Annotated in this window: 16 protein-coding genes and 8 pseudogenes; 21 read left to right on the top strand and 3 right to left on the bottom strand. The window is 50.7% G+C overall.

What is annotated here, in order from left to right:
• From BMY98_RS12940 to BMY98_RS12830, 21 genes and pseudogenes are all read left to right on the top strand, one after another.
• Nucleotides 1-2,301, top strand: a pseudogene (locus tag BMY98_RS12940) (RHS repeat-associated core domain-containing protein); the annotation flags it as partial.
• An 859-nt stretch (nt 2,302-3,160) separates the two neighbouring features.
• A pseudogene (locus BMY98_RS12930) lies at nt 3,161-3,692 on the top strand (type IV secretion protein Rhs); the annotation flags it as partial.
• Between the two features lie 25 nt (nt 3,693-3,717).
• The gene (locus BMY98_RS12925; RefSeq protein ID WP_074889673.1) at nt 3,718-4,347 is read left to right on the top strand and encodes a hypothetical protein; all 630 of its coding nucleotides are present in this window, start codon (nt 3,718-3,720) and stop codon (nt 4,345-4,347) included.
• A gap of 255 nt (nt 4,348-4,602) precedes the next feature.
• Nucleotides 4,603-7,317: pseudogene (locus BMY98_RS12920) on the top strand (RHS repeat-associated core domain-containing protein); the annotation flags it as partial.
• Entirely contained in the window at nt 7,318-7,947 is a 630-nt protein-coding gene (locus BMY98_RS12915) for an imm11 family protein (RefSeq protein ID WP_074889670.1), read from the top strand.
• A gap of 301 nt (nt 7,948-8,248) precedes the next feature.
• The gene (locus tag BMY98_RS12910) at nt 8,249-8,842 is read left to right on the top strand and encodes a suppressor of fused domain protein (RefSeq protein ID WP_074889667.1); all 594 of its coding nucleotides are present in this window, start codon (nt 8,249-8,251) and stop codon (nt 8,840-8,842) included.
• A gap of 146 nt (nt 8,843-8,988) precedes the next feature.
• Nucleotides 8,989-9,312, top strand: a pseudogene (locus BMY98_RS12905) (RHS repeat-associated core domain-containing protein); the annotation flags it as partial.
• Nucleotides 9,312-9,641, top strand: coding sequence for a hypothetical protein (locus tag BMY98_RS28095; RefSeq protein WP_175514162.1), 330 nt, complete (start codon nt 9,312-9,314; stop codon nt 9,639-9,641). The pseudogene BMY98_RS12905 and the gene BMY98_RS28095, both read left to right, overlap by 1 nt.
• A gap of 42 nt (nt 9,642-9,683) precedes the next feature.
• The gene (locus BMY98_RS12900) at nt 9,684-10,004 is read left to right on the top strand and encodes a hypothetical protein (RefSeq protein WP_074889664.1); all 321 of its coding nucleotides are present in this window, start codon (nt 9,684-9,686) and stop codon (nt 10,002-10,004) included.
• Nucleotides 10,005-10,017: 13 nt separating this feature from the next.
• Nucleotides 10,018-10,479 (top strand): annotated as a pseudogene (locus tag BMY98_RS28090) (type IV secretion protein Rhs); the annotation flags it as partial.
• Nucleotides 10,473-11,144 (top strand): annotated as a pseudogene (locus tag BMY98_RS28085) (RHS repeat-associated core domain-containing protein); the annotation flags it as partial. The pseudogenes BMY98_RS28090 and BMY98_RS28085, both read left to right, overlap by 7 nt.
• Nucleotides 11,145-11,147: 3 nt before the next feature.
• Entirely contained in the window at nt 11,148-11,792 is a 645-nt protein-coding gene (locus BMY98_RS12885; RefSeq protein ID WP_074889661.1) for a hypothetical protein, read from the top strand.
• A 1,206-nt stretch (nt 11,793-12,998) separates the two neighbouring features.
• The gene (locus BMY98_RS12875; protein WP_074889659.1) at nt 12,999-13,274 is read left to right on the top strand and encodes a hypothetical protein; all 276 of its coding nucleotides are present in this window, start codon (nt 12,999-13,001) and stop codon (nt 13,272-13,274) included.
• Between the two features lie 552 nt (nt 13,275-13,826).
• Nucleotides 13,827-14,141 carry a DUF7716 domain-containing protein gene (locus tag BMY98_RS12865; protein ID WP_074889654.1) on the top strand — a complete coding sequence of 105 codons (315 nt, stop codon included), beginning with the start codon at nt 13,827-13,829 and terminating at the stop codon, nt 14,139-14,141.
• A gap of 156 nt (nt 14,142-14,297) precedes the next feature.
• A pseudogene (locus BMY98_RS12860) lies at nt 14,298-14,564 on the top strand (PAAR domain-containing protein); the annotation flags it as partial.
• A gap of 41 nt (nt 14,565-14,605) precedes the next feature.
• Nucleotides 14,606-15,013 carry an NTF2 fold immunity protein gene (locus BMY98_RS12855; protein ID WP_074889648.1) on the top strand — a complete coding sequence of 136 codons (408 nt, stop codon included), beginning with the start codon at nt 14,606-14,608 and terminating at the stop codon, nt 15,011-15,013.
• Nucleotides 15,014-15,119: 106 nt separating this feature from the next.
• Nucleotides 15,120-15,916: pseudogene (locus BMY98_RS12850) on the top strand (type IV secretion protein Rhs); the annotation flags it as partial.
• Nucleotides 15,917-16,017: 101 nt separating this feature from the next.
• On the top strand, nt 16,018-16,371 hold the full coding sequence (locus BMY98_RS12845; protein WP_074889642.1) for a hypothetical protein: 354 nt from the start codon (nt 16,018-16,020) through the stop codon (nt 16,369-16,371).
• A gap of 70 nt (nt 16,372-16,441) precedes the next feature.
• On the top strand, nt 16,442-16,636 hold the full coding sequence (locus BMY98_RS12840) for a hypothetical protein (RefSeq protein WP_074889640.1): 195 nt from the start codon (nt 16,442-16,444) through the stop codon (nt 16,634-16,636).
• A gap of 197 nt (nt 16,637-16,833) precedes the next feature.
• Entirely contained in the window at nt 16,834-17,520 is a 687-nt protein-coding gene (locus BMY98_RS12835; RefSeq protein WP_074889637.1) for a hypothetical protein, read from the top strand.
• A 119-nt stretch (nt 17,521-17,639) separates the two neighbouring features.
• Entirely contained in the window at nt 17,640-18,359 is a 720-nt protein-coding gene (locus tag BMY98_RS12830; protein WP_074889635.1) for a hypothetical protein, read from the top strand.
• A gap of 118 nt (nt 18,360-18,477) precedes the next feature.
• Here the strand turns inward: BMY98_RS12830 and BMY98_RS12825 are convergent, their stop codons facing one another.
• The 3 genes from BMY98_RS12825 to BMY98_RS12815 all read right to left on the bottom strand — a co-directional run bounded on the left by BMY98_RS12825 (nt 18,478) and on the right by BMY98_RS12815 (nt 20,251).
• Nucleotides 18,478-18,918, bottom strand: coding sequence for an SRPBCC family protein (locus BMY98_RS12825; RefSeq protein WP_074889633.1), 441 nt, complete (start codon nt 18,916-18,918; stop codon nt 18,478-18,480).
• A 135-nt stretch (nt 18,919-19,053) separates the two neighbouring features.
• Nucleotides 19,054-19,440, bottom strand: coding sequence for a nuclear transport factor 2 family protein (locus tag BMY98_RS12820; RefSeq protein ID WP_074889630.1), 387 nt, complete (start codon nt 19,438-19,440; stop codon nt 19,054-19,056).
• Nucleotides 19,441-19,501: 61 nt separating this feature from the next.
• Nucleotides 19,502-20,251 (bottom strand): SDR family oxidoreductase, encoded by a 750-nt coding sequence (locus BMY98_RS12815; protein ID WP_074889710.1) that lies wholly within the window; start codon nt 20,249-20,251, stop codon nt 19,502-19,504.

Below are 20,251 nucleotides of genomic sequence, written 5' to 3'. Positions count from 1 at the left end.
GTCATTGCCAGCCGCGACTTCGGCGGTGAGCGTTACGGCATCGATCTGGACGAAGCGGGAAACACGACCGGCATCAGCTTGCCGGACGGGAATCGTCTGACGTTCAAGTACGATGATTTTTCTCGACTGACCGAAGAAACCGACCCGCTCGGTCGAAGCATCACCTACAGCTATCACCTCAGTACCACCTTGATCACCGAAACCGCCTTCCCGGACGGCAGCGTCTGGAAAGCCCGTTACGACGACAAGGGCAATCTGATCGCTGAAACCGATCCGTTGGGCCAAAAGACGGAATACCTCAACAGCGAGGATGGTCTGCCGCACACCATCATCGATGCGACCTACAAGTCGAAATACCTGTGGTGGAATGGCTTGGCGCAGGTTGAGCGGTTTCAGGATTGTTCGGGCAAAAGCACTTTCTACACCTACGATGATCGATCTCATCTGATTGCCGTCACCGATGCGTTGAATCAGACAACACGGCTTGAGCGCAAACCCGACGGCGAAGTGGTGCGTATCGAGCACCCGGATGGGACGGCCGAGTCGTTTACCTACAATGCCTTGGGCCAGGTGCTGACGCACACCGATGGCAAGGGTCAGACCACACGCTTGCTCCGTACTGCGCGCGGTTTGCCAAGCAGCCGGCAGGATGCGAAGGGCCAGCGGATTCGCTATGAGTACGACAAAGCGATTCGGCTGACTGCACTGGTCAACGAAAACAATGCGGCTTATGAGTTTGCCTACGATGCGTCGGATCGGCTGATCGAAGAGAAGCGGATCGACAACCTGACCCGTCGATTCACCTACAACGTTGGTGGGCATCTGACGCGGTTTGATGAAATCGGCTATGGGGATAGGGCAGAGCGGCCGCAGCGCAGTACCGAGTTTGAGCGTGATGTGATTGGCCGCTTGCTGGCGAAGGTCAATCAGGATGCGCGGCAGGATTACGGGTATGACGAGAGCGATCGGCTGCTGTCGATAGCGCGATTGCCTACGGGGATTGTTAATAAGCTCGGCATCGGCGAGGAAAAGCTGGAGTTTGCGTACGACGTACTTGGCCGCCTGATCAAAGAGACCACACCGCAAGGCGCGCTCTCTTACGAATACGATCCGCTAAGCAACCTGACCACGCTGACATTGCCCACGGGCCAGCACCTCAATCATCTGTACTACGGCAGCGGCCACCTGCACCAACTCAACCTGGATGGAATGCTCATCAGCGACATGGAGCGCGATGACCTGCATCGGGAGGTCTATCGGTCCCAAGGCAAGCTGACTAGTTGCTTTGGCTATGACGCGATGGGCCGCAAGAGTTGGCAGTTTGCGTCGACACTGCCAGCCGACAAGCTGTCGCAGATCCAGAACCCCGGGATCAACACCTCGTTGCTGGTGGATCATGCTTACAACCCGATCCACCGGCGATACGAGTACGATCCCGCGGGAGAGCTGACCCGGACGCTCGACAAGCTACGTGGTGAGATTAAGTACGAATATGAAGCCAACGGGCAGCTGCACAGTCGCGACACTGGGCGATTGGTGGATAGCGAGGAGTTTCGCTACGACGCTGCGGCTAACCGTCTGAACTTCAACACCAGCCAGTTTGACCAGGTCAAAGACAACCGCATCAAGCAATGGCGCGATCAGGAATATACCTACGACGCGTGTGGCAACCTGACTGAAAAACGGTCAGGGCTAACCAAGCTGCAGACTTTTACGTATGACTGCGAAAACCGGCTTGTACGTGCTGAGACGATGGTTAACAGCCAGGTGCACAGCGTCGGCACGTATCGGTACGACAGCCTGGGCCGCCGGATTGGCAAAACCTCCGAGATAAACGGCGAGACAGAACACAAGCAGTTCCTCTGGCAAGGCTTGCGGATGCTGCGCGAGGAGTCGCCGGGACAGAGCAGCCTCTACATCTACGAGCCAGGTAGCTACGCCCCGCTAGCACGGGTCGATCAAAACGAAGGTGAGGCAGAGCAGAAGCTTTACTACTTCCACACCGATCAGATCGGCACGCCGCTTGAGATGACCGACGTTGACGGCCAGATCGTTTGGCAGGCGACGTACAAGGCATGGGGCGAGGTTGAAACGCTGGCGGTGAGCGAGGTTTAGCAGAACCTTCGGTTTCAGGGTCAGTACTTCGACGATGAGACCGGTCTGCATTACAACACATTCAGGTACTACGATCCGGAGGTGGGTCGGTTCATAACGCAGGATCCTATTGGACTGCAGGGCGGAAATAATCTTTATAAATACGCGTCAAATCCATTGGTCTGGCTAGATCCGCTGGGCCTTGCAAGTGTCAACAACCCTGGTGTTTATGACGTTCATGCAGAATCCCGATTGCCTGCCGATATGTATCGGATGAGTGATGGAAAGCACTTTCAGGAAGCTAATCGGCAGCTATATTACAGAATGAAAAACGAGCCGCAGTTGAAGGCCACACTAGAAACCAGGTATCCCGGTATTAGTGAAGCAGTGTCACCGGGTAAGCGCGGTGCTTTTCCAAGAAAGGCGCCGACTGGTCCTGGGTGGGAGACAACGTGGCATCACCATGAAAAAGTCGGCGGTCTATTACAATTGGTGGATGGCCCAGACCATAACTCTAGACATTTGGACTATCATCCTAAAGGTCATGGAGGAAGGAAAACGTGGGGCGGTGGCTCAAGTTGCAGGTAAATAACGGAGCAAGTAAATGAGATCATATAATTCGCTAGGTCAAATGATTGCCGATCTCCCCAACTTGGATTCGGGGGAATGGATATATGCGAACACAGAATCTTGGGGGAGAGAGCCTGAGGATACCAAGTTCTATTACATCCCATGGGATTATCTTCAAAGTCTAGATGATGACCAGATATATTTAGATGATGAGGATATGGAGATGCCGCTGCAGGTCGAGGGCTTTGGTTTGCGCAGCTGGATGCTAGTGAGCTCCCTTTCCTATATATTGGCTAATAAAGTAGCGGGAGGGCATGACACGGGTTGGTTCGTTGATGAAATAAATTATTATCGGGAGAACGACACGTTCAGGACATAGGTCGGCTTCGGAGGCACCTCATTAGGGCTGCGGCTATTTCATGAATGGTGAAAACGATTGATCGGAATAGCGCATTCGAACGTACTGCGACAATCCGCTATGAGGTTAAATTTACCCGTCAATGCTCTCGTGCGATACCTCTATGAGACAGCAGCCAACTCACCGAAGTGGTCAATCAAAACGGCGACTCAATACGCCGTTTCGGTTACGCCGAGGGCAAAGTAATCAGGCACAGTAATGCCTTGAGTTTGAACTATCCTCGTTGCGACTTCGCGCAGCGGACCTCTTGAGATGTCGAAGCGCTGGCCCCTAAACTGGAAGTGCATTACAACGAGGACCGCCTTGTCATAGCCAGCCGCGATTATGGCGGCGATCGCTACGCCATGGACCTGGACGAAGCCAGTAACCTGACCGGCATCACGCTACCCGATGGCAATAAGCTCGCGTTCAAGTACGACGACTTCTCCCGCCTGATCGAAGAGACCGATCCGCTGGGCCGCAAGATCCGCTATGAACACCACCTCGGTACGAGGTCGGTGACCGAAGCGAGTTATCCTGACGGCAGCGTCTGGAAAGCCCGCTACGACGACAAGGCAACCTGCTAGCTGAAGTCGATGCACTCGGCCACAAAACCAAGTACCTCAACAGCTAGTGTTTTGAAGTATCGGTGATTTATGAACAAAGAAGAGCGGGTTTATTTCGAAAGCGAACTTTTGGCAAGCCTTAAAAGCCTCAAGTGGCCTGGATTGACGCTTACGGCTGTGAAAAAGGGATTGAAAATTCGGCTTGGCAAAGACTTAGTTGCTCAGTTTGACTTTCAATATTTGGTTAAGGCTCAAGCGTATACTCTAATTGGTCGTGTCTTCGGTGGGACAATTTTTGAGTGCTGTTCAAAGATTATTCCTCCTTATAAAAGTAATTTGGGAAGCGATGCTTGTTTTTCGTTTACAACGTCTGGACGGCAGGACAAAAAGTTCAGCGCAAACGTGTATGGCACCATCAGTGCTCCAAAAGTTGAGGAGGTCGGGGCGGTGTGCACACATATTCGGTGCGCGCTTGAAAACCACTATATTCCCTTGGTTGCAGGATGCATACTGCCTGGTCAGCGCACCATTGAGGATGTGTTGGCATCTCCTACAGACTACGCATACCCTGCGCTGTTTATTCGATGTGCGATTGCTCTCAAGCCAGAAATTATCAGCAAGGAAAAGCTCAAAGAAGTTAAATCCAATAAGAAAATTATAAAAAATAAGGATTTTGATCTAGGGCTTTTGAGTGTCTTGGAAGATTTAAATGCTGGGTAAAAACTTGGGTGTCGGTATTGGCGCGCTTGATAGTGCTTCAGCTCTAGTTTGCTAAAGGCTTTTTTGAATTTATTTAATAGTCTAGGTTGACAGTGACTGGAGAGCTGTTCCAGCCACTGTCTTGGCCGCTGACTAAAACCTCAAAAACCTTAGGCTTGCAGATAGGGTTCAGTTGGCCTCTATGCGTACCCAAACGACTAAGACAAAACGGTTAGCGGGACCGCACTGGTCAACTAAAATAACGCTGCTTACTAAGACGAGGATCGCCTTGTCATCGCCAGCCGTGATTAAGGCGGCGAACGCTACGCCATGGACCTGGACGAAGCCGGCAACCTGACCGGCATCACGCTACCCGATGGCAATAAGCTGGCCTTCAAGTACGACGACTTCTCCCGCCTGATCGAAGAGACCGATCCGCTGGGCCGCAAGATCCGCTACAAACACCACCTCGGTACGACGCTGGTGACCGAAACCACTTTTCCCGACGGTAGTGTCTGGAAAGCCCGCTGCGACGACAAAGGTAACCTGATCGCTGAAGTCGATGCACTCGGCCACAAAACCGAGTACCTCAACAGCGACGACGGCTTGCCACACACCATCATCGACGCCACATACAAATCCAAATACCTGTGGTGGAACGAGTTGGCGCAGGTGGAGCGGTTTCAGGATTGCTCGGGCAAAAACACCTTCTACACCTACGATGATCGGTCCCATCTGGCCGCCGTCACCGACGCTTTGAATCAGACGACAAGACTTGAGCGCAAGCCTGACGGCGAAGTTGTACGCATCGAGCACCCGGACGGCACCGCTGAGTCGTTTACCTACAACGCTCTTGGTCAGGTACTGACGCACACCGACGGCAAGGGCCAGATTACGCGTCTGCGGCGCACGGCGCGCGGACTGCCTGCCAGCCGACAGGACGCCAAGGGCCAACGCATCAGTTACGAGTACGACAAGGCGATTCGCCTTACTGCCCTCGTAAACGAAAACAATGCTGCGTACCGATTTTCCTACGATGCCTCGGATCGTCTGATTGAAGGAACACGCATCGACAACCTGAAGCGTCGATTCAGCTACAACGAAGGCGGCCATCTCACGCGGTTGGATGAAATCGGCTACGGCGACAGGGCAGAGCGGCCACAGCGCAGTACCGAATTTGAACGTGATGTGATTGGCCGCTTGCTGGCGAAGGTCAATCAGGATGCGCGGCAGGATTATGGCTACGACGAAGCGGATCGGTTGCTCAGCATCCACCGCCAGCCTTCAAGCATTAGCAAGAAACTGGGCGTTGACGAAGAGACCCTCGACTTCGGTTATGACCTGTTGGGTCGCTTGATCAAAGAAACCACACCGCAAGGTGCGCTGGCCTACGAATACGATCCGCTCAGCAACCTGACCACGCTAACGTTGCCGACAGGCCAACACCTCAATCACCTGTACTACCGCAGCGGCCACCTGCACCAACTCAACCTCGACGGGCTGCTCATCAGTGACATGGAGCGCGATGATCTGCATCGTGAGGTCTATCGATCGCAGGGCAAGCTGACCAGTTGCTTTGGCTAGGACGCCATGGGGCGCAAGAGCTGGCAGTTTGCGTCGACTATTCCGGCTGAAAAGCTGTCGCAGATCCAGAATCCAGGCATCAACACCTCGTTGCTGGTCGATCATGCGTACAACCCGATTCATCGACGGTATGAGTACGATCCAGCGGGAGAACTGACCCGCACGCTCGACAAACTGCGTGGCGAGATTAAGTACGAGTATGAAGCCAACGGGCAGCTGCACAGTCGCGACACCGGTCGCTTGGTTGATAGCGAAGAGTTCCGCTACGACGCTGCCGCCAACCGCCTGAACTTCAACACCAGCCAGTTTGATCAGGTGAAAGACAACCGCATCAAGCAATGGCGTGATCAGGAATATACCTACGACGCTTGGGGCAACCTGATTGAAAAGCGGGTAGGGCTGCGCAAGCTGCATACGTTCAGCTACGACTGTGAAAACCGGCTTGTGCGTGCGGAGACGATGGTCAACAGCCAGGTGCACAGCGTTGGCACGTACCGGTATGACAGCCTGGGTCGCCGGGTTGGAAAGACGTCCGAGATTGATGGCCAGACCGAGCATAAGCATTTTCTCTGGCAAGGACTGCAGATGCTGCGCGAAGAAACACCGTGGCAGAGCAGCCTCTATATTTACGAGCCAGGAAGCTACGCGCCACTTGCCCGGGTTGACCAGAGCGAAGGTGAGGCAGAGCGGACGCTTTACTACTTTCATACCGACCAGATTGGCACGCCGCTGGAGATGACGGATGTCGATGGCCAGATCGTGTGGCAGGCGACTTACAAGGCTTGGGGTGAAGTTGAATCGTTGGCCGTGAGTGAAGTTGTGCGAAATCTGCGGTTTCAGGGTCAGTATTTCGACGATGAGACGGGCATGCACTACAATACATTCAGATATTACGATCCCGAGGTGGGGCGATTTATTACGCAGGATCCGATTGGGTTACAAGGGGGCATCAATCTTTACCAGTACGTAATAAGCCCGCTGGGAGAGGTAGACGTGTTGGGGCTGTGCTCTAGAAAGCTCGGTCAAGCGATGGGGCATAAAGCTGGTGACGATATGTCGAATCACCATTTGATACCCGAGCAGTTAATGAAGGACAAAGAATTCGCCGGTATGTTCTCCAAATTGAGAAGCGTCGGTTTCAAAAACGACGGGCCGTCGAATGGCATGTACCTACCTGACAATCCGTCGCTTGCAAAGATTCTCGATCTACCGAGCCACTGGACAAGTCATAAAGAATACACCGCAGCCATTCGCCCGGAATTAGATAAACTAAACCAGCTGTTTGGACGGGGCGCACTAAGTGATACCCAGCTTGCGTTGGGTATTGGTAACATCCAAAGAATAGCTCGAGAGGGCTTAGAGAATGGAAAGTATGCGGTCAATGCAATCACAGGGGGGGTAAAGTAGATGGTTCAGGAATTTTACATAGTAGAATATGCAGGCGGTTCTAGTGGTTGCCCTATCTATTTACCCGGGGAAGAGAACTGTGACTGGGAATGGGAGACGTACGATCCGGAGCCGGACAAGTATGTGATTAAGAATAAGCATATTTTTCAGTGCGCTGATTTAGATGATGTGGGTTTGGATTTTTACTATATCGGATCGCCAAGACGGTTTGTTTCTCATAAGTTTATCGAGGTGTGTGATCTTCTAGGTGTTAAATATAGAACAGTCCCTGTTGAAGTGCGTCTGGCTAATGGTGGAAAACCAAGTAAAGATTATTTTTTCTGTTTGGCAGCAGAGTGGGCCGCGTTGCTGGATGAGGAGAAGTCAGAGTTTTCACTAGAGAGAAATCTCTCCACTGGAGAGGTTGCTGTCAACAAATTCTATCCTGGAGCGCATTGTTATAACTGGATCAAAAAGTTTTCGGTTCGAAGTGGCCTGGATAAGGATTTCTTCTGGTGCTCAGAATTAATGGAGCATGCGTGTAGCCAAAGATTCGTTGATGAATCTACAAAGCAAGGGTTCAAGGGTCTTAACTTTATACCTATTGACGAGCATTTCAAGTATGACCCTTGGAGTGAATTGGGGGATTAGAGTAAGATTTGATATATTAAAGACGCGTGTATGCATTCGTGATCGACTGCTCCGTTAGAGAGCAGATCATCAGGCATGCGGTGAGTTACTATTCAACTTAAACTGATCGAGCTAGGTTCTTGCTGCCACTTTCCAGAATGCCAGAGCTTTATATATTATCTGGTTATTAGTGCAAAAGGGTTAATGAGCCCTATTGAGCTTCTTAAGCCAGACGTTAGGACTGCACTGCATGGCTACACGGTTTACCTTTCACCAGGCAATTTTCTTAATTCGTTAGTAATCGCATACGTAGGGCCTCAAGATGTCTACTCCAAGTGAACAGCGTCGCGCAGTAGCTAAACATACTCTTCAAGTTTTCAAAGGTGAGCTAAAAGTTCAAGTCTACTACGACGACAATAGAGTGTTGTCAGTCGAGTTGCTCACGACGCTTGATTCAGTGCATAAGGGTGTCAAGTCAATTGGGTCCATCGGCCTTTCTGAAATTTCGTTGCTTGATGCAGACGGCGACGAGTTTGGAACTCGCGTGGAATTATGTGCTGCGGCACTAACCCCCGAAATATATTGGGAGAACGCGGTCGCTTCAGCCGCTTTCTTCATTCAAAAACGCAAAGAAGCTGTGATGCCTGGAGATGTTGTTCCAAACATATTTCAGGACTATTTGCCCGATCCTATTATGCCTCACATTTATTTAACTGTGCCTTACATTTGGAATGATGCTCACTTTCCAGAGCTAAGCTTTAAAAATTTAAAGATTAACTGGTTACAGTGCGTCGCGATTTATGAGGTTGAAAGAGTATTCATCGAAAAATTTGGTAGTGATGCGTTTGATGACTTGCTTTCCGAGCAGGAGATCAATACCTTAAATGCTCAAAGGCCAGCAGTGAAGTTTGATTGATCTCATGTGTTCAATTGTGTCTCTTACTGATGGGCTTTATGATGTCGCCGTTCGTTGGGATCAGATAATATTGTGAATATTTGGTCGTTTGCTGAGTCTAAACGTCCAAGCGCCCTCATAAATAATGTTGCTCATATATGGTAGTAGAAGGTGAGACAGAGCAAAAGCTTTACTACTTCCATACCGACCAGATCGGCACGCCGCTTGAGATGACTGATGTCGACGGCCAGATCGTTTGGCAAGCTACATACAAGGCGTGGGGCGAGGTCGAAACGCTTGCCGTGAGTGAGGTTGAGCAGAACCTGCGGTTTCAGGGTCAATACTTCGACGACGAGACCGGGCTGCATTACAACACATTCAGGTATTACGATCCGGAGGTCGGACGGTTTATTACGCAGGATCCGTTTGGTTTGTCCGGTGGATATAACCTATATAGGTATGCGCCAAATCCGCTCGGTTGGACTGACCCTTGGGTTGGACATGTATCTCAAAGAACAGCGTCGCGGGATCTGGCGGTGAAGCGAGGGCTAAGGCACTGTTCCAGAAGAAATATGGTAAAGAGAACGTCTTAAGCGAAAGGTATTTACGCAACGCTGAGGGCAAAATTGTTAAAGATCCCTTAACTGGTGAGGGAAGACGACTCGATTTTGTTATCAAAAATGGGGATGGTACGGGCACTGCCAAGGAAATAACCAGTCTGACCGCTCCGAAAGCCGCCCAGCTTGAAAAGGAAATGCGAATCCGAGAAACTGGTGGGACTTTTGTTCGTGAACCGGGAACAAAAATCCTGTGCAAGTAAATGATATATCCACGGTGATTCGTGCCAGATAATGAGGGTGTTATGACAGATTTGGATTTCACGCTATGCAGTATCCCGATGCTGATATCTAGAAATAACAGCAAGGCCTATCATGATCAAGTAGTATCTAGATATACCGTGTTAATGCGGTTTCTTAAAGATAATAATCTTATATATAAGGAGCCCTTTAATTCTGATGGGTCTTTGAAAATGGATTTGGTCTTAAAGAAGTCAGATGTGACCTCTCAGTGTTTAGAGCTTTTCAAGAAGGCTATCCCCGCTTGGCATGCGCAAATTGATAGAAGTGGCAAAGTAGATAACGTCAGCAAGCTCATCAAGGCAATGGACCAAATTCAGGCATAGGACCCCTCGGTTCGCCGCCACTGATGCGCTGAATCAGACGACAAGCCTTGAGCGTAAGCCTGACGTCGAAGTGATGCGGATCGAGCACCCGGACGGCACCGCTGAGTTCTTTACCTACAACGCTCCTGGCCAGGTCCTGACGCACACCGATGGTAAGGGCCAGATGACGCGTCTGCTGCGCACGGCGCGCGGACTGCCTGCCAGCCGCCAGGACGCCATGGGCCAGCGTATTAGTAAAGAGTACGACTAGGCGATTCGCCTGACCGCGCTCACCAACGAAAACAACCCTGCTTACCGATTAGCTTACGATGCCTCAGATCGTTTGATTGAAGAGAAACGCATCGACAACCTGACGCGCCGCTTCAGCTACTACCTGGGTGGGCCTTTGACGCGGGCTGATGAAATCGGCTACGGGGATAGGGCAGAGCGGCCGCAGCGCAGCACGGAATTCGAGCGTGATGTAATTGGCCGCTTGAAATGACGGACGTCGATGGCCAGATTGTCTGGCAGGCGACGTACAAGGCGTGGGGTGAAGTCGAAACGCTGGCCGTGAATGAGGTTGAACAGAATCTGCGGTTTCAGGGTCAGTACTTCGACGGAGAAACGGGTCTGCACTACAACACGTTCAGGTATTACGATCCAGAGGTAGGTCGGTTCCTAACGCAGGATCCGATTGGTTTATTAGGTGGATTTAACCTATATCAATATGGTCCCAACACCACTGGCTGGATAGACCCTTTTGGCCTATGCAAAAGCTCCGTAAGTGGGGACAAAGGTACGGCTAAGGCCGTCCATGACCTCGAACAGAATGGGTATGAGCTTGTCGCTCAAGAGGTGACAATGAAGGTTAATGGCAGTAGAGTTCGCGCTGATATTGTTGCAAAAGATGGGCACGAGAACCTTCATGTTTTCGAGGTAAAGCATGGTTCTGGAGGGCTCACAAAAAACCAGAAAGCCTCTGGGAGCTACGATATGTCTAGTCCGGCTAACACCGCGCAGCATTTGGGTGGTGGTACTATAAAAACATCTCGAGGTACGGCGGGAACCTTTAAAGTTGATACTAAGGGCAAGCTAGGTAAAGATCTAGGTGGCAAGGGTGCGATACATGATGCCACTTTCAATGTTTTTAAATGTCGGTGATTTATGAGTAAAGAAAATCGAATTTATTTTGAAGGTGAGCTTTTGCAGGAACTTAAAGGTATAGCGGTTTCTGAAATATCGATTAAGGTTTTGAAAAGTGGCATTAGATTTATCTACGACAAGAAAGTTGTTGCAGAGCTCGATTTTCAATACTTGGTAAAGTCTAATGCCTATATCCTTAATGGCCGCGTTTTCGGCGGCCCTATCTTTGAGTGCTCCTCTAAAATTGACCCTCCTTACAAAAGTCATTTGTTTAGCGATGCATGCTTTGCGTTTACGACGTCTGGAAGACAGGATAAAAAATTTAGCGATAATGTATACGGCAGCATCTATCTTCCACCTCCGGAAGAAGTTGGGTCTGTGTGTAAGCGAATTAGAAACTCCTTCGAGAGTTACTATATCCCTATGGTCACGGGGTGTATAGTGCCAGGTCCTAGGACCATCGAGGATGTATTGCACTCACCTACCGATTATGCATATCCGGCAGTGTTTATTCATTGTGCCGTCGCCTGTAATCCAGAAATCATAAGTGAAGAAGTGGTTGAAAAGATAAAATCCAACAAAAAGATTATTAGAAACAAATCCTTTGATCTAGAGCTTATAGAGGGGGTACTAGGCCCCTTGGGCAGTGGACAGGACTTTAGTTGATGGGGTGGCATGTAAACATGGTTTCTATAATCTGAATATTAATGGTTAAATTTTGATCATTAATCGTGTTTTTTTTGAGTGGGCGCGTAATCAGCGCAGCTACTGACCAAGTGTGGCCTGACCGACCTCAATTGTGTAGTCGATAATATTTCCGGTGATAGCCTCGCCCATTACCGCTACGACGACAACGTTCAGCTCACTGAAGTGATCAACCGAAACGGTCCCTTCAGGAATTGTGCATACGGTGTATCAGTAGTTACTGATGGGGACTTGCGAGTCAGTACTTGAATAAGGGGGTAGAAGTTTTGTTGTTGGGAAGAACGGCGGTTTTTCATAGCTGAAAGCTTACCATTCTAAGCAAGACGCCCTCGGCTCGCTCTTCGAGTTGACGGCAGATACACCTGAAGATTTGGGCAAAACAAATGCGTTGCACCCTCATCTGCCGGACCAACACCCGATCAATTTGGTAGATAGCGATTTATTTAATGGTGATCGGGACGCTTAGTGGAGGGCGCGCGCTCAATCGGAAATCAATAGACGAAACTCTGGTGGTTCCAGAGTTTCTGCAAACTGTGGGTAAATAAAATGCTCTCTAGCAAGGTTGTTGATTTTTGCAAAGCTGAAGGTTGGTGGTTCGATGACGCAAGCCCCGATTATGAAGTCGAGCTACAAAAATTGGGTGTGGACATTTCGTCCGATTTTGCAGAATTTTACCTTCACGTGGAGGACGGTCCCACTTTTATCCAAAACGGAAGAGAAATCTACCAGGTTTGTTGGTTTTCTAAAAAACTCCAATTATGAACTTGCCTTAAAGCGAGCGCATGAAACTCTTAATATTCCTAAGGAATATCTTCCTTTGGATAGTTTTGAAGGTGAAGGCGGTTTTTTTATAATATAATCACCGGCGAGGTTGTAGAATTGTCGCTAGGTCAAGATCTGATTTCCTTTACACAAGGAAAACTAAAGCCGCAGTGGTCGAATTTTAATGAGTTCCTAGAAGTGTACTTCAATCTGTCTTGACTTTTTTGGATTGTTGAGTGGTTCACTGATTTAGTGGTCGGGTGGATAGTAACCTTGATCAGTGCTTTTATGCTTTAGATATCAGCTTTGGCAATTCCTTCAAGTACACTGAAGAAAAAATGCAAGGCTACACATCAACTGCATACGTTACACGGCTTGTACTCCAGCCGATAAGGAGTTGGATATATGGTAGATGTTAATGATGTATGCGATTGGATTGGAAGCGACACCTATGTAGAGCTTCTCGAATTCTTAAGAATAGGGCGGAAAGTCGCAGTCAATGACGAGGCGGTTGCTGAGATTTTGCTCGGTCACGATGTTAATAAAATGAATGCCGCAAGCGTTTCGATAGCGGACCTTAAAAAGGTCGCAGAGAATAAGCACCAGTTTGTTGATTTTTTCTCTGCCAAATTGAGGTTGATCAACGGCACTGAAAATGAGCAAGAGGGGAAGTGCGAATAGGACGACGATGATGTGGTGCTGAAGGTGCATCCTTTTTACAAAAATTTCTTGAATATTTATCTTATTGAGTTGTGTCTGCTCGTATCTAAGCCGGAGTTACTAGATTCATATTTAAAACCAATCCGCATACCCAATAGCAAGAAGTATGCTAGTCAACTAAGGGTGGCTTATAAATCAATTTTGTGATGTTTAATACTTGTTTTAGAAGTCGGTGGTCCCAGTTTGGTTGATATAAAACGAATAGTGTTAAGACTTCTCGGCGGAATCAGGCGGAGCATGCGATTCAATCTCGCTGTCATAGGCAGTTTGCTGGCCTCCTTCATTCAGAACGCGGATGAGGGTCGCCGATTTTTTAGTGCGCAAACGTGCTTCTGCTTCCACCCTTCCCGCCGGCCTTATCACTCTTGGCACCACAATGCACAGTCGCCGAAAGAAATTGAACTGATTCCTAGAGCACAGCAGAAAGCTGCTGGCCCAGTACAATAAAGCCTCCACCCAAATCAACAGGGTGGATTAAAAAAATTACAGAGTTCCGCATGCTAAGGTGAGTTTATGAAGCTTTACAGTATCAGAGAAGTGATAGAAAACATCGGTCAGATGCCCGAGTCATGGTTTTATCTGCCGCCTACAGATTGGGAATTGGATACTAAAGGTGCATTCTCATTAGATTCCTGGGATTTTCCGCCTGACTCTACTGATTATCTACCGCCGCAGGTAGCTAGCGAAGGCTGGATAGCATCCTTAGATAAAGCATTGATCGAGGATGTAATATCTAATTTGGATCAGCAAATGGCTGGCGCTAAAACCGATGATTATTTCAGGGCTTTCAGGTTCTATTATGAGAATGATGCTTTTTTAGTAATTTAGGTATGTAGGTTTATGTGTGCTGAGAGTCTTATTGCCCTGATTGGATAGTATGCGTGGGATTGGATTCGTTAGGCGCACATAGGCCTATTTAGTTGTTGCTGTGCTCATACCCATTGCAGTGGGGCCCCTTGCGAGTGCGCTGCCTGCCTGCCTTGGGGTGAGTATTTCGGCAAGATGTTCAGCTCGCCGGCCGGGGAGATTCAGCTCCCCGGCTGCTCGACCGATGTGTTCGTCAACAACCGCAATGCCGCGCATGTGGAACTCAGCCTAGGCCGATGCGAAAAGCATCCTGCACCGGTGCAGGTCGCCGAGGGTTCTTCCAACGTCTTCATCAGCAGCGTGGCTACTGCACGCAAGGGTGATAGGCTGACCTGTGGTGCCAGGATTTCATCAGGCTCGGACGATGTGTTTATCGGGGGCGGAGTCGTAGAGGGGCGCCTCTTTAACTAAAGTGGATAGATAGCATGACGAACAGTGCGAAAGACCGGTTAATAAGCTTTATGGCTGAAATGAACCAGTGGGAGACAGAGTTTTGCGCAGCTCAAGATGAAGCTGATGGAGAGGGTCTGGATATAACTCCTATAAAAGAAGATTATAAGAAGAAGCTCGAAGCTGTCTTGGATGAGTATTCATTGAGTCATGGCTCAAATAGAGAGCGTTTAATCGATCTCGGCGCTACAGTGCCAGCTACTTATCAGCCTACAAATGACCACATAGAAGACGACCCCACTGATGCCATATTCATGGTGCAGCAGTCTAATGGATTTAGAAGTAAGTTCCGCTTTTTTATGGTTGAACGAGGCGGAACCTGGTTCATTGACAGGAAGGAGCGAGCGGAGGGTAAAGATAAATGGGTGAGATCATGCTTGTAAAATCAAATTTCGTCTTTTTAAATTGCACGCCGTGTATTCAAGAATCAAGCAATAAAAACTTAACAGCTTGATTTCTACGCTTAAGCTCATCAATGACGGAGCTTAAGCACTCTGTCACTGGGTGCATTTCACGCGCACGCTCACCGACATTAGCGCCCGGGCGGTGTGCGGATTCACCTGCATTACGACAACCAGCGTGGCCGCCTGACCGACGTCAAACGCATCGTCGACAACCTGGCTGTGGAAACCCTCGTCCAGTACCGATACGACGACAACGGCCAGCTCATCGAAGTGATCAATCGCAATGGCGATTCCATGCGCCGGTTTAGCTATGCCGAAGGCGTGATGGCCAGTCACAGCAACGCATTGGGTTTGAGCTGCAACTACCGCTGGGAAACCATTGATGGCCAGCCGCGCGTGGTTGAGCATTGGACCAGTGATGGCGAACACTTTCATTTTCGTTATGACTTCAAGAACAGAACGTGCTGGGCGGCCGACGTCCTCGGTCGTGAGCTGGAGGTGCAGTACAACGAGGACAAACGGGTCATTGCCAGCCGCGACTTCGGCGGCGAGCGCTACGGCATCGATCTGGATGAAGCGGGCAATACGACTGCGATCAGCCTGCCGGACGGGAACCGTCTGACGTTCAAGTACGACGATTTTTCGCGGCTGATCGAAGAGGCCCACCCGCTCGGTCGAAGCATCACCTACAGCACCACCTTGATCACCGAAACCGCCTTCCCGGACGGCAGCGTCTGGAAAGCCCGTTATGACGACAAAGGCAACCTGATCGCTGAGACCGATCCGCCGGGGCACAAGACCGAATACTTCAACAGCGACGACGGCCTGCCGCACATGATTATCGACGCGACCTACAAATCGAAATATCTCTGGTGGAAAAGTACTGGAGGAAGCGGATAAGTATTTTGATGGTTTTCGAGCGAAAAATATGGAAGCTCCTTTTTTGATATCTAATCGTTAACTCGCGGATGAGGGCTTGAAATATGGACGAAAGTCAGGTGCGGAAAAAGCTCAAAGAAATTGAACTTAGTCTTGGGGGTAAGCTTTCTGAAGATTACAAAAAGTTTTCTTCTGAAAAGGTTCAGTGGGAGGATGTTCATGAGTTGAAACTTGTGTCAGGAGGGCAGGTATATATTTATGGTTGTGCACAGTTGCTTGAAAGAAATGCAGCGTATGAAGTGCAATTCTATGCGTCTGGGTATTTTCTAATCGGGCAGGATGGAGACTTAGGATATTTTTTAAGTTTAAAAGGAGAGGATGAAGTCTATAGCTTGGATTTGGGAGCTTTAGGGTCGTTAACTATGAATAAAGAAGCTGATAGCATTTATGGGTTGTAAATATCAGCGCCAGCAATTTGATCGGCACTACACCGACCAATTGCTGGTCAACGATGCGGTATAAAATTGATTGAGCTACAACGTCGACATTCTGATGCCGGCCGACGGCGCGGAGGGTCTGGTGGGCATCTACAGGATTGGATTTATAGGTTTGAAGGTCGCCACTCTCTGCACGATCTTCGTGGTTGGTAACGCCATCATGCGTTTCGCAATTTCGTCGATGGCCGCCAAAGTCACTGGCGGCCTGCTCGGCAATCCTGTCTGAATGACTACCGGACGTAAGCTTCTGCTGGAAAAGCTTCCGCAGATCCTCAACCGCGTCGACAACAGTCTGCTGGTCGAACACGCCCAAAACTCGCACCCTCAGCAGTAGACTGCAGGCTTGAGGTGCCGGGCTCGGCTCTTCATCAGTGAGTGAATGGGTCGCCCAGTGACGCTCAACTAAGCAGTAGGGAATAGCTGATGTTTGACACAGATCCTCACCGTTTCATGTCCATTATCTTCAGCACCTGGCTCTTGTTCACAATCCAAGCGGTGTTTTCTGCAGGTATTCTGCCCAGCCTGTTATTTTTTCCGATGTGCGCGGCGGTAGTGTGGCTGAGTTGGTGGTGTTTCGATTGCGCTTATCGCACCGAAAAATTCACCCGATATGCCAATCTCAGGCTTTTTCTGAATCTCGGCTTTGCGCCAGGTTTTACATTTCTTCTGGTATTGATCGCAGCGCACAAGCAGTTGAAATTAGGACCCGTCACATCACTTTCATTGGCATGCATTCCGCTGCTCATCGCATTCGTCATCTACGTAGCGCTGTACAGGTGGAGAAGCCGGACGACGGGACTGGTTGCCCGGGGAAATCGGGTCGAGGTTACCGCACCTCCTTTCCGAAACCAGACGCTGCAGGGCGGAATAGGGGCTGCGCTGTCGAGCGTGATCTACCCTATGGTCCATTCCTACGATTCTCCCGCTTTATTACTTGCCTGTATCTTTTTCGCAATCTCACTGTTCATGCTCTTTTACCATCGGGTCAGTATTGCGTCTCTTCGCAGTTTGAAGGAGCAGGAGCTCAAGGAGCGGGTGAACTACACGTTCATGGAGGTGGAGAGGATACGCGCACGGCGTGCTGCCTCATTCATAGGCCGCTGGTCATGATGGTTCTGTGTATCCGCATCGAAGAAAAAATCGTTAGAGTGGGTGTGGGAAGATTAGCCCGCCGCGCGATGTGCGATAGGTACACACCCCGGTACCCCATACAAGGAGCTAGCGTCTAAATGTCCACTATCTACGATCCCGATGCACGAACGGTCAACGCGCTGACACGGACGCTTTTCATAGTTGCCATTGGCTTGGGTGCCGTTGGTCTCTTGCGCTCAGCCACAGACGGATGGGTGTACGGGCTGCTGTTTTTCTTGCTCTCAGGTTATACGCTTTACATGAGATATTGGTGTGAGCGTTATACGACATTCGCCCTGAGTTACTTCACTTTGATGATTTTTCTCTTGGCCCTTGCCCCCGCGTGGGTCAGTTACACCGTGGTCACGGATGACTTGGGAGGGTCTCCGACTGAGGGACGTATAACCGCCGGGTTGATATTGGGTTTCATCGCGACGCTGTACGCTGGCATTTATCTAACGCCTCCTCGAGGGTTCGCGTTCGACGTATCCGATAACAGGGTTTCATTTTCCGTATCTTCCACATCCGCGGGAGCGGAAGGGTTGATTGCCGGTGTTGGGACCTTGGCCGCAGGTGCAGTGATTAAATCAGTCACGCCGTTCACCACGGGCATTTTGATCATTCTGATTTTCCTCTTTGCCACCGTTTGCATGCTGATCCACGCTCGCGACCGTATCAGGGGGTTACGCACACTGCGCAAGAGAGAAAAGAACCGGCTCACGCCTTACACATTCATGCAGATTGATGAAATACGCGAAGCACGCAGCCGCTGGTGGCTGGGCAGGCTGTTCAACTGGCTTGCTTCCAGGCGCCATTAGTCAGGAGTCTGCCTGGCCAGTCTCACTTGATCCCCAATGGGCATCGGAACACGGCGCGCCTTGCCCCGATTGGGCTCCGGCTTGCCCATCCAGCCAATTCACTCAAATAAGCTCACAATCACCCCCGAACCACCCCCTCCAAACCCTCATGCCCCTGCACAATCAACCCCCTGACCAGCTCCTCAAATTCCGCCTCAGTCCCGGATTCCCGCACTTCGAACCCAGCACTCCATCGCACCACACACCGATCCACCAACTCCGCAACCTCATCCACCCGAACCTGTGCCCGATACCCATCCACCGGCAACGGCGACTCCTCAAACACATAAGCCAACCCCCTGACCCCATCATCAAACTCGGTCAAACGCTCACGCAACACGGCACCATCCGCAAGCGCCAGCCGCCTGACCGCACCCACCCGCAAACCCCCAGCCTCACCCTCAAGAAGACTCTTCAAAATCGCCGGATGCCAGTCCGCAATCCCGCCAAACTCCCGCAGCACCTTCCACGCCTGATCCGCACTGCACGGCAAACCGGCGCTGTACTCGACTAAAACCATCTCTACTGTCTCCCAAATAATTAACACTGCAGCGCTTAAAACCAATCGCGAACTAACAAGCTGCACTAACCCGACCCGCAAGCCCCGAAGTCGAAACCCCGAGGCCTGCGTCCATCAAGCCCACGGCTGTAAAACCTACCCCTCAAACTGGTGATAAACCTTCGCAATCACCTTCCAGTCCCCATTGATCTTGATCAACGTCAGGTAGTCGTTGTAATCCGCGCCGATCGCATCCTTCTCCATATCCACCCGCACAACAGCCGTAGTCGGTGTAATCGCCAACACGTCCAGCCGCGTCGTGATGTCCGCCGCCTTGCCGTTGCTCTCGACAAAGTCATACAGGTTGCTGATCGGCCCACCCAGCAGTTCGCCGTTGGTAAAACCGTACATCACCGCCTCTTCATGAAAGGCCTGCTTGATTGTCGCAACACTGCCTTCACGCAGGCCTTCAACGTAGCGGCTGGCGGTCTCGATGACGGCGTTGTAGTCGTGGGTGGCAACGGCTTTGATGTTCTTGCTCATGTTGATGACTCCAGGGTTTGAGTTGGATAGGGGATAGCTTCAATTACCAAAAGACCCGCCATCACCAGTCCTGTCGGGTAGGTGAAATGATCAGGTCGTTGACGGTGACATTGGCCGGCTGATTCAGCGCGTAGATGACGGCGCGGCTGATGTCTTCCGGTGCGATGGCGATTTCGTTGAGCGCTTGTGCGGCTTTGCGCCCGGCAGGGTCGGTGACTTTGTCGGCCCAGCCGGTGTTGATCACGCCGGGGCTGACGGTGTTGACGCGGATGCCGTGGTGCACGCCCAGTTCCTTGCGCATCGATTCGGTCATGGCCTGCACGAAGAACTTGGTCGCGCTGTAGACGCCGGCGCCGGGACCAACCTGGTGGCCTGCCACCGAATCCATATTGAGGATCTGCCCGGATTTCTGTTCGAGCATGAAGGGCAGGGCGGCGGCGATGGTGTTCAGGTAGCCCTTGATGTTGACGTCGATCATGGCGTTCCAGTCCTGGGTCACGAGGTCGACCCAGTTGGAGAACAACATCAGGCCGGCGTTGTTGACGAGGATGTCGACCGAGCCGTAGGTGTCTTTGGCGAACTGCGCCAGGGCGCGGGTCTGTTCAGCGTCGGTCACGTCGGTGACAAAGCTGGACGCCTCAAAGCCCAACCCGCGGAGTTCGCCGACAAGGGCGGCGAGGGCTTTCTCATCCAGCGCGGCAGCCACGACATTCACCCCTTGTGCGGCCAATGCTCTGGCCGTCGCGGCGCCGATGCCTGATGACGCGCCGGTCACGATGGCGGTTTTCTTGTCCAGATAGTTCGTGTTCAT

The organism is Pseudomonas graminis (assembly GCF_900111735.1).
GTDB classification, from domain to species: Bacteria; Pseudomonadota; Gammaproteobacteria; order Pseudomonadales; family Pseudomonadaceae; genus Aquipseudomonas; species Aquipseudomonas graminis.
This window is presented reverse-complemented; position numbering and strand designations above follow the sequence as displayed.

What these genes read in the sequence shown, in the direction of transcription:
- BMY98_RS12915 (WP_074889670.1), top strand. Translation starts at nt 7,318, where the DNA reads ATGGTTCAGGAATTTTACATAGTAGAATATGCAGGCGGTTCTAGTGGT.
- BMY98_RS12865 (WP_074889654.1), top strand. Translation starts at nt 13,827, where the DNA reads ATGAAGCTTTACAGTATCAGAGAAGTGATAGAAAACATCGGTCAGATG.
- BMY98_RS12910 (WP_074889667.1), top strand. Translation starts at nt 8,249, where the DNA reads ATGTCTACTCCAAGTGAACAGCGTCGCGCAGTAGCTAAACATACTCTT.
- BMY98_RS12820 (WP_074889630.1), bottom strand. Translation starts at nt 19,440, where the DNA reads ATGAGCAAGAACATCAAAGCCGTTGCCACCCACGACTACAACGCCGTC.
- BMY98_RS12835 (WP_074889637.1), top strand. Translation starts at nt 16,834, where the DNA reads ATGTTTGACACAGATCCTCACCGTTTCATGTCCATTATCTTCAGCACC.
- BMY98_RS12825 (WP_074889633.1), bottom strand. Translation starts at nt 18,918, where the DNA reads ATGGTTTTAGTCGAGTACAGCGCCGGTTTGCCGTGCAGTGCGGATCAG.
- BMY98_RS12885 (WP_074889661.1), top strand. Translation starts at nt 11,148, where the DNA reads ATGAGTAAAGAAAATCGAATTTATTTTGAAGGTGAGCTTTTGCAGGAA.
- BMY98_RS12815 (WP_074889710.1), bottom strand. Translation starts at nt 20,251, where the DNA reads ATGAACACGAACTATCTGGACAAGAAAACCGCCATCGTGACCGGCGCG.
- BMY98_RS12925 (WP_074889673.1), top strand. Translation starts at nt 3,718, where the DNA reads ATGAACAAAGAAGAGCGGGTTTATTTCGAAAGCGAACTTTTGGCAAGC.
- BMY98_RS12845 (WP_074889642.1), top strand. Translation starts at nt 16,018, where the DNA reads ATGGACGAAAGTCAGGTGCGGAAAAAGCTCAAAGAAATTGAACTTAGT.
- BMY98_RS12830 (WP_074889635.1), top strand. Translation starts at nt 17,640, where the DNA reads ATGTCCACTATCTACGATCCCGATGCACGAACGGTCAACGCGCTGACA.
- BMY98_RS12855 (WP_074889648.1), top strand. Translation starts at nt 14,606, where the DNA reads ATGACGAACAGTGCGAAAGACCGGTTAATAAGCTTTATGGCTGAAATG.
- BMY98_RS12875 (WP_074889659.1), top strand. Translation starts at nt 12,999, where the DNA reads ATGGTAGATGTTAATGATGTATGCGATTGGATTGGAAGCGACACCTAT.
- BMY98_RS12900 (WP_074889664.1), top strand. Translation starts at nt 9,684, where the DNA reads ATGACAGATTTGGATTTCACGCTATGCAGTATCCCGATGCTGATATCT.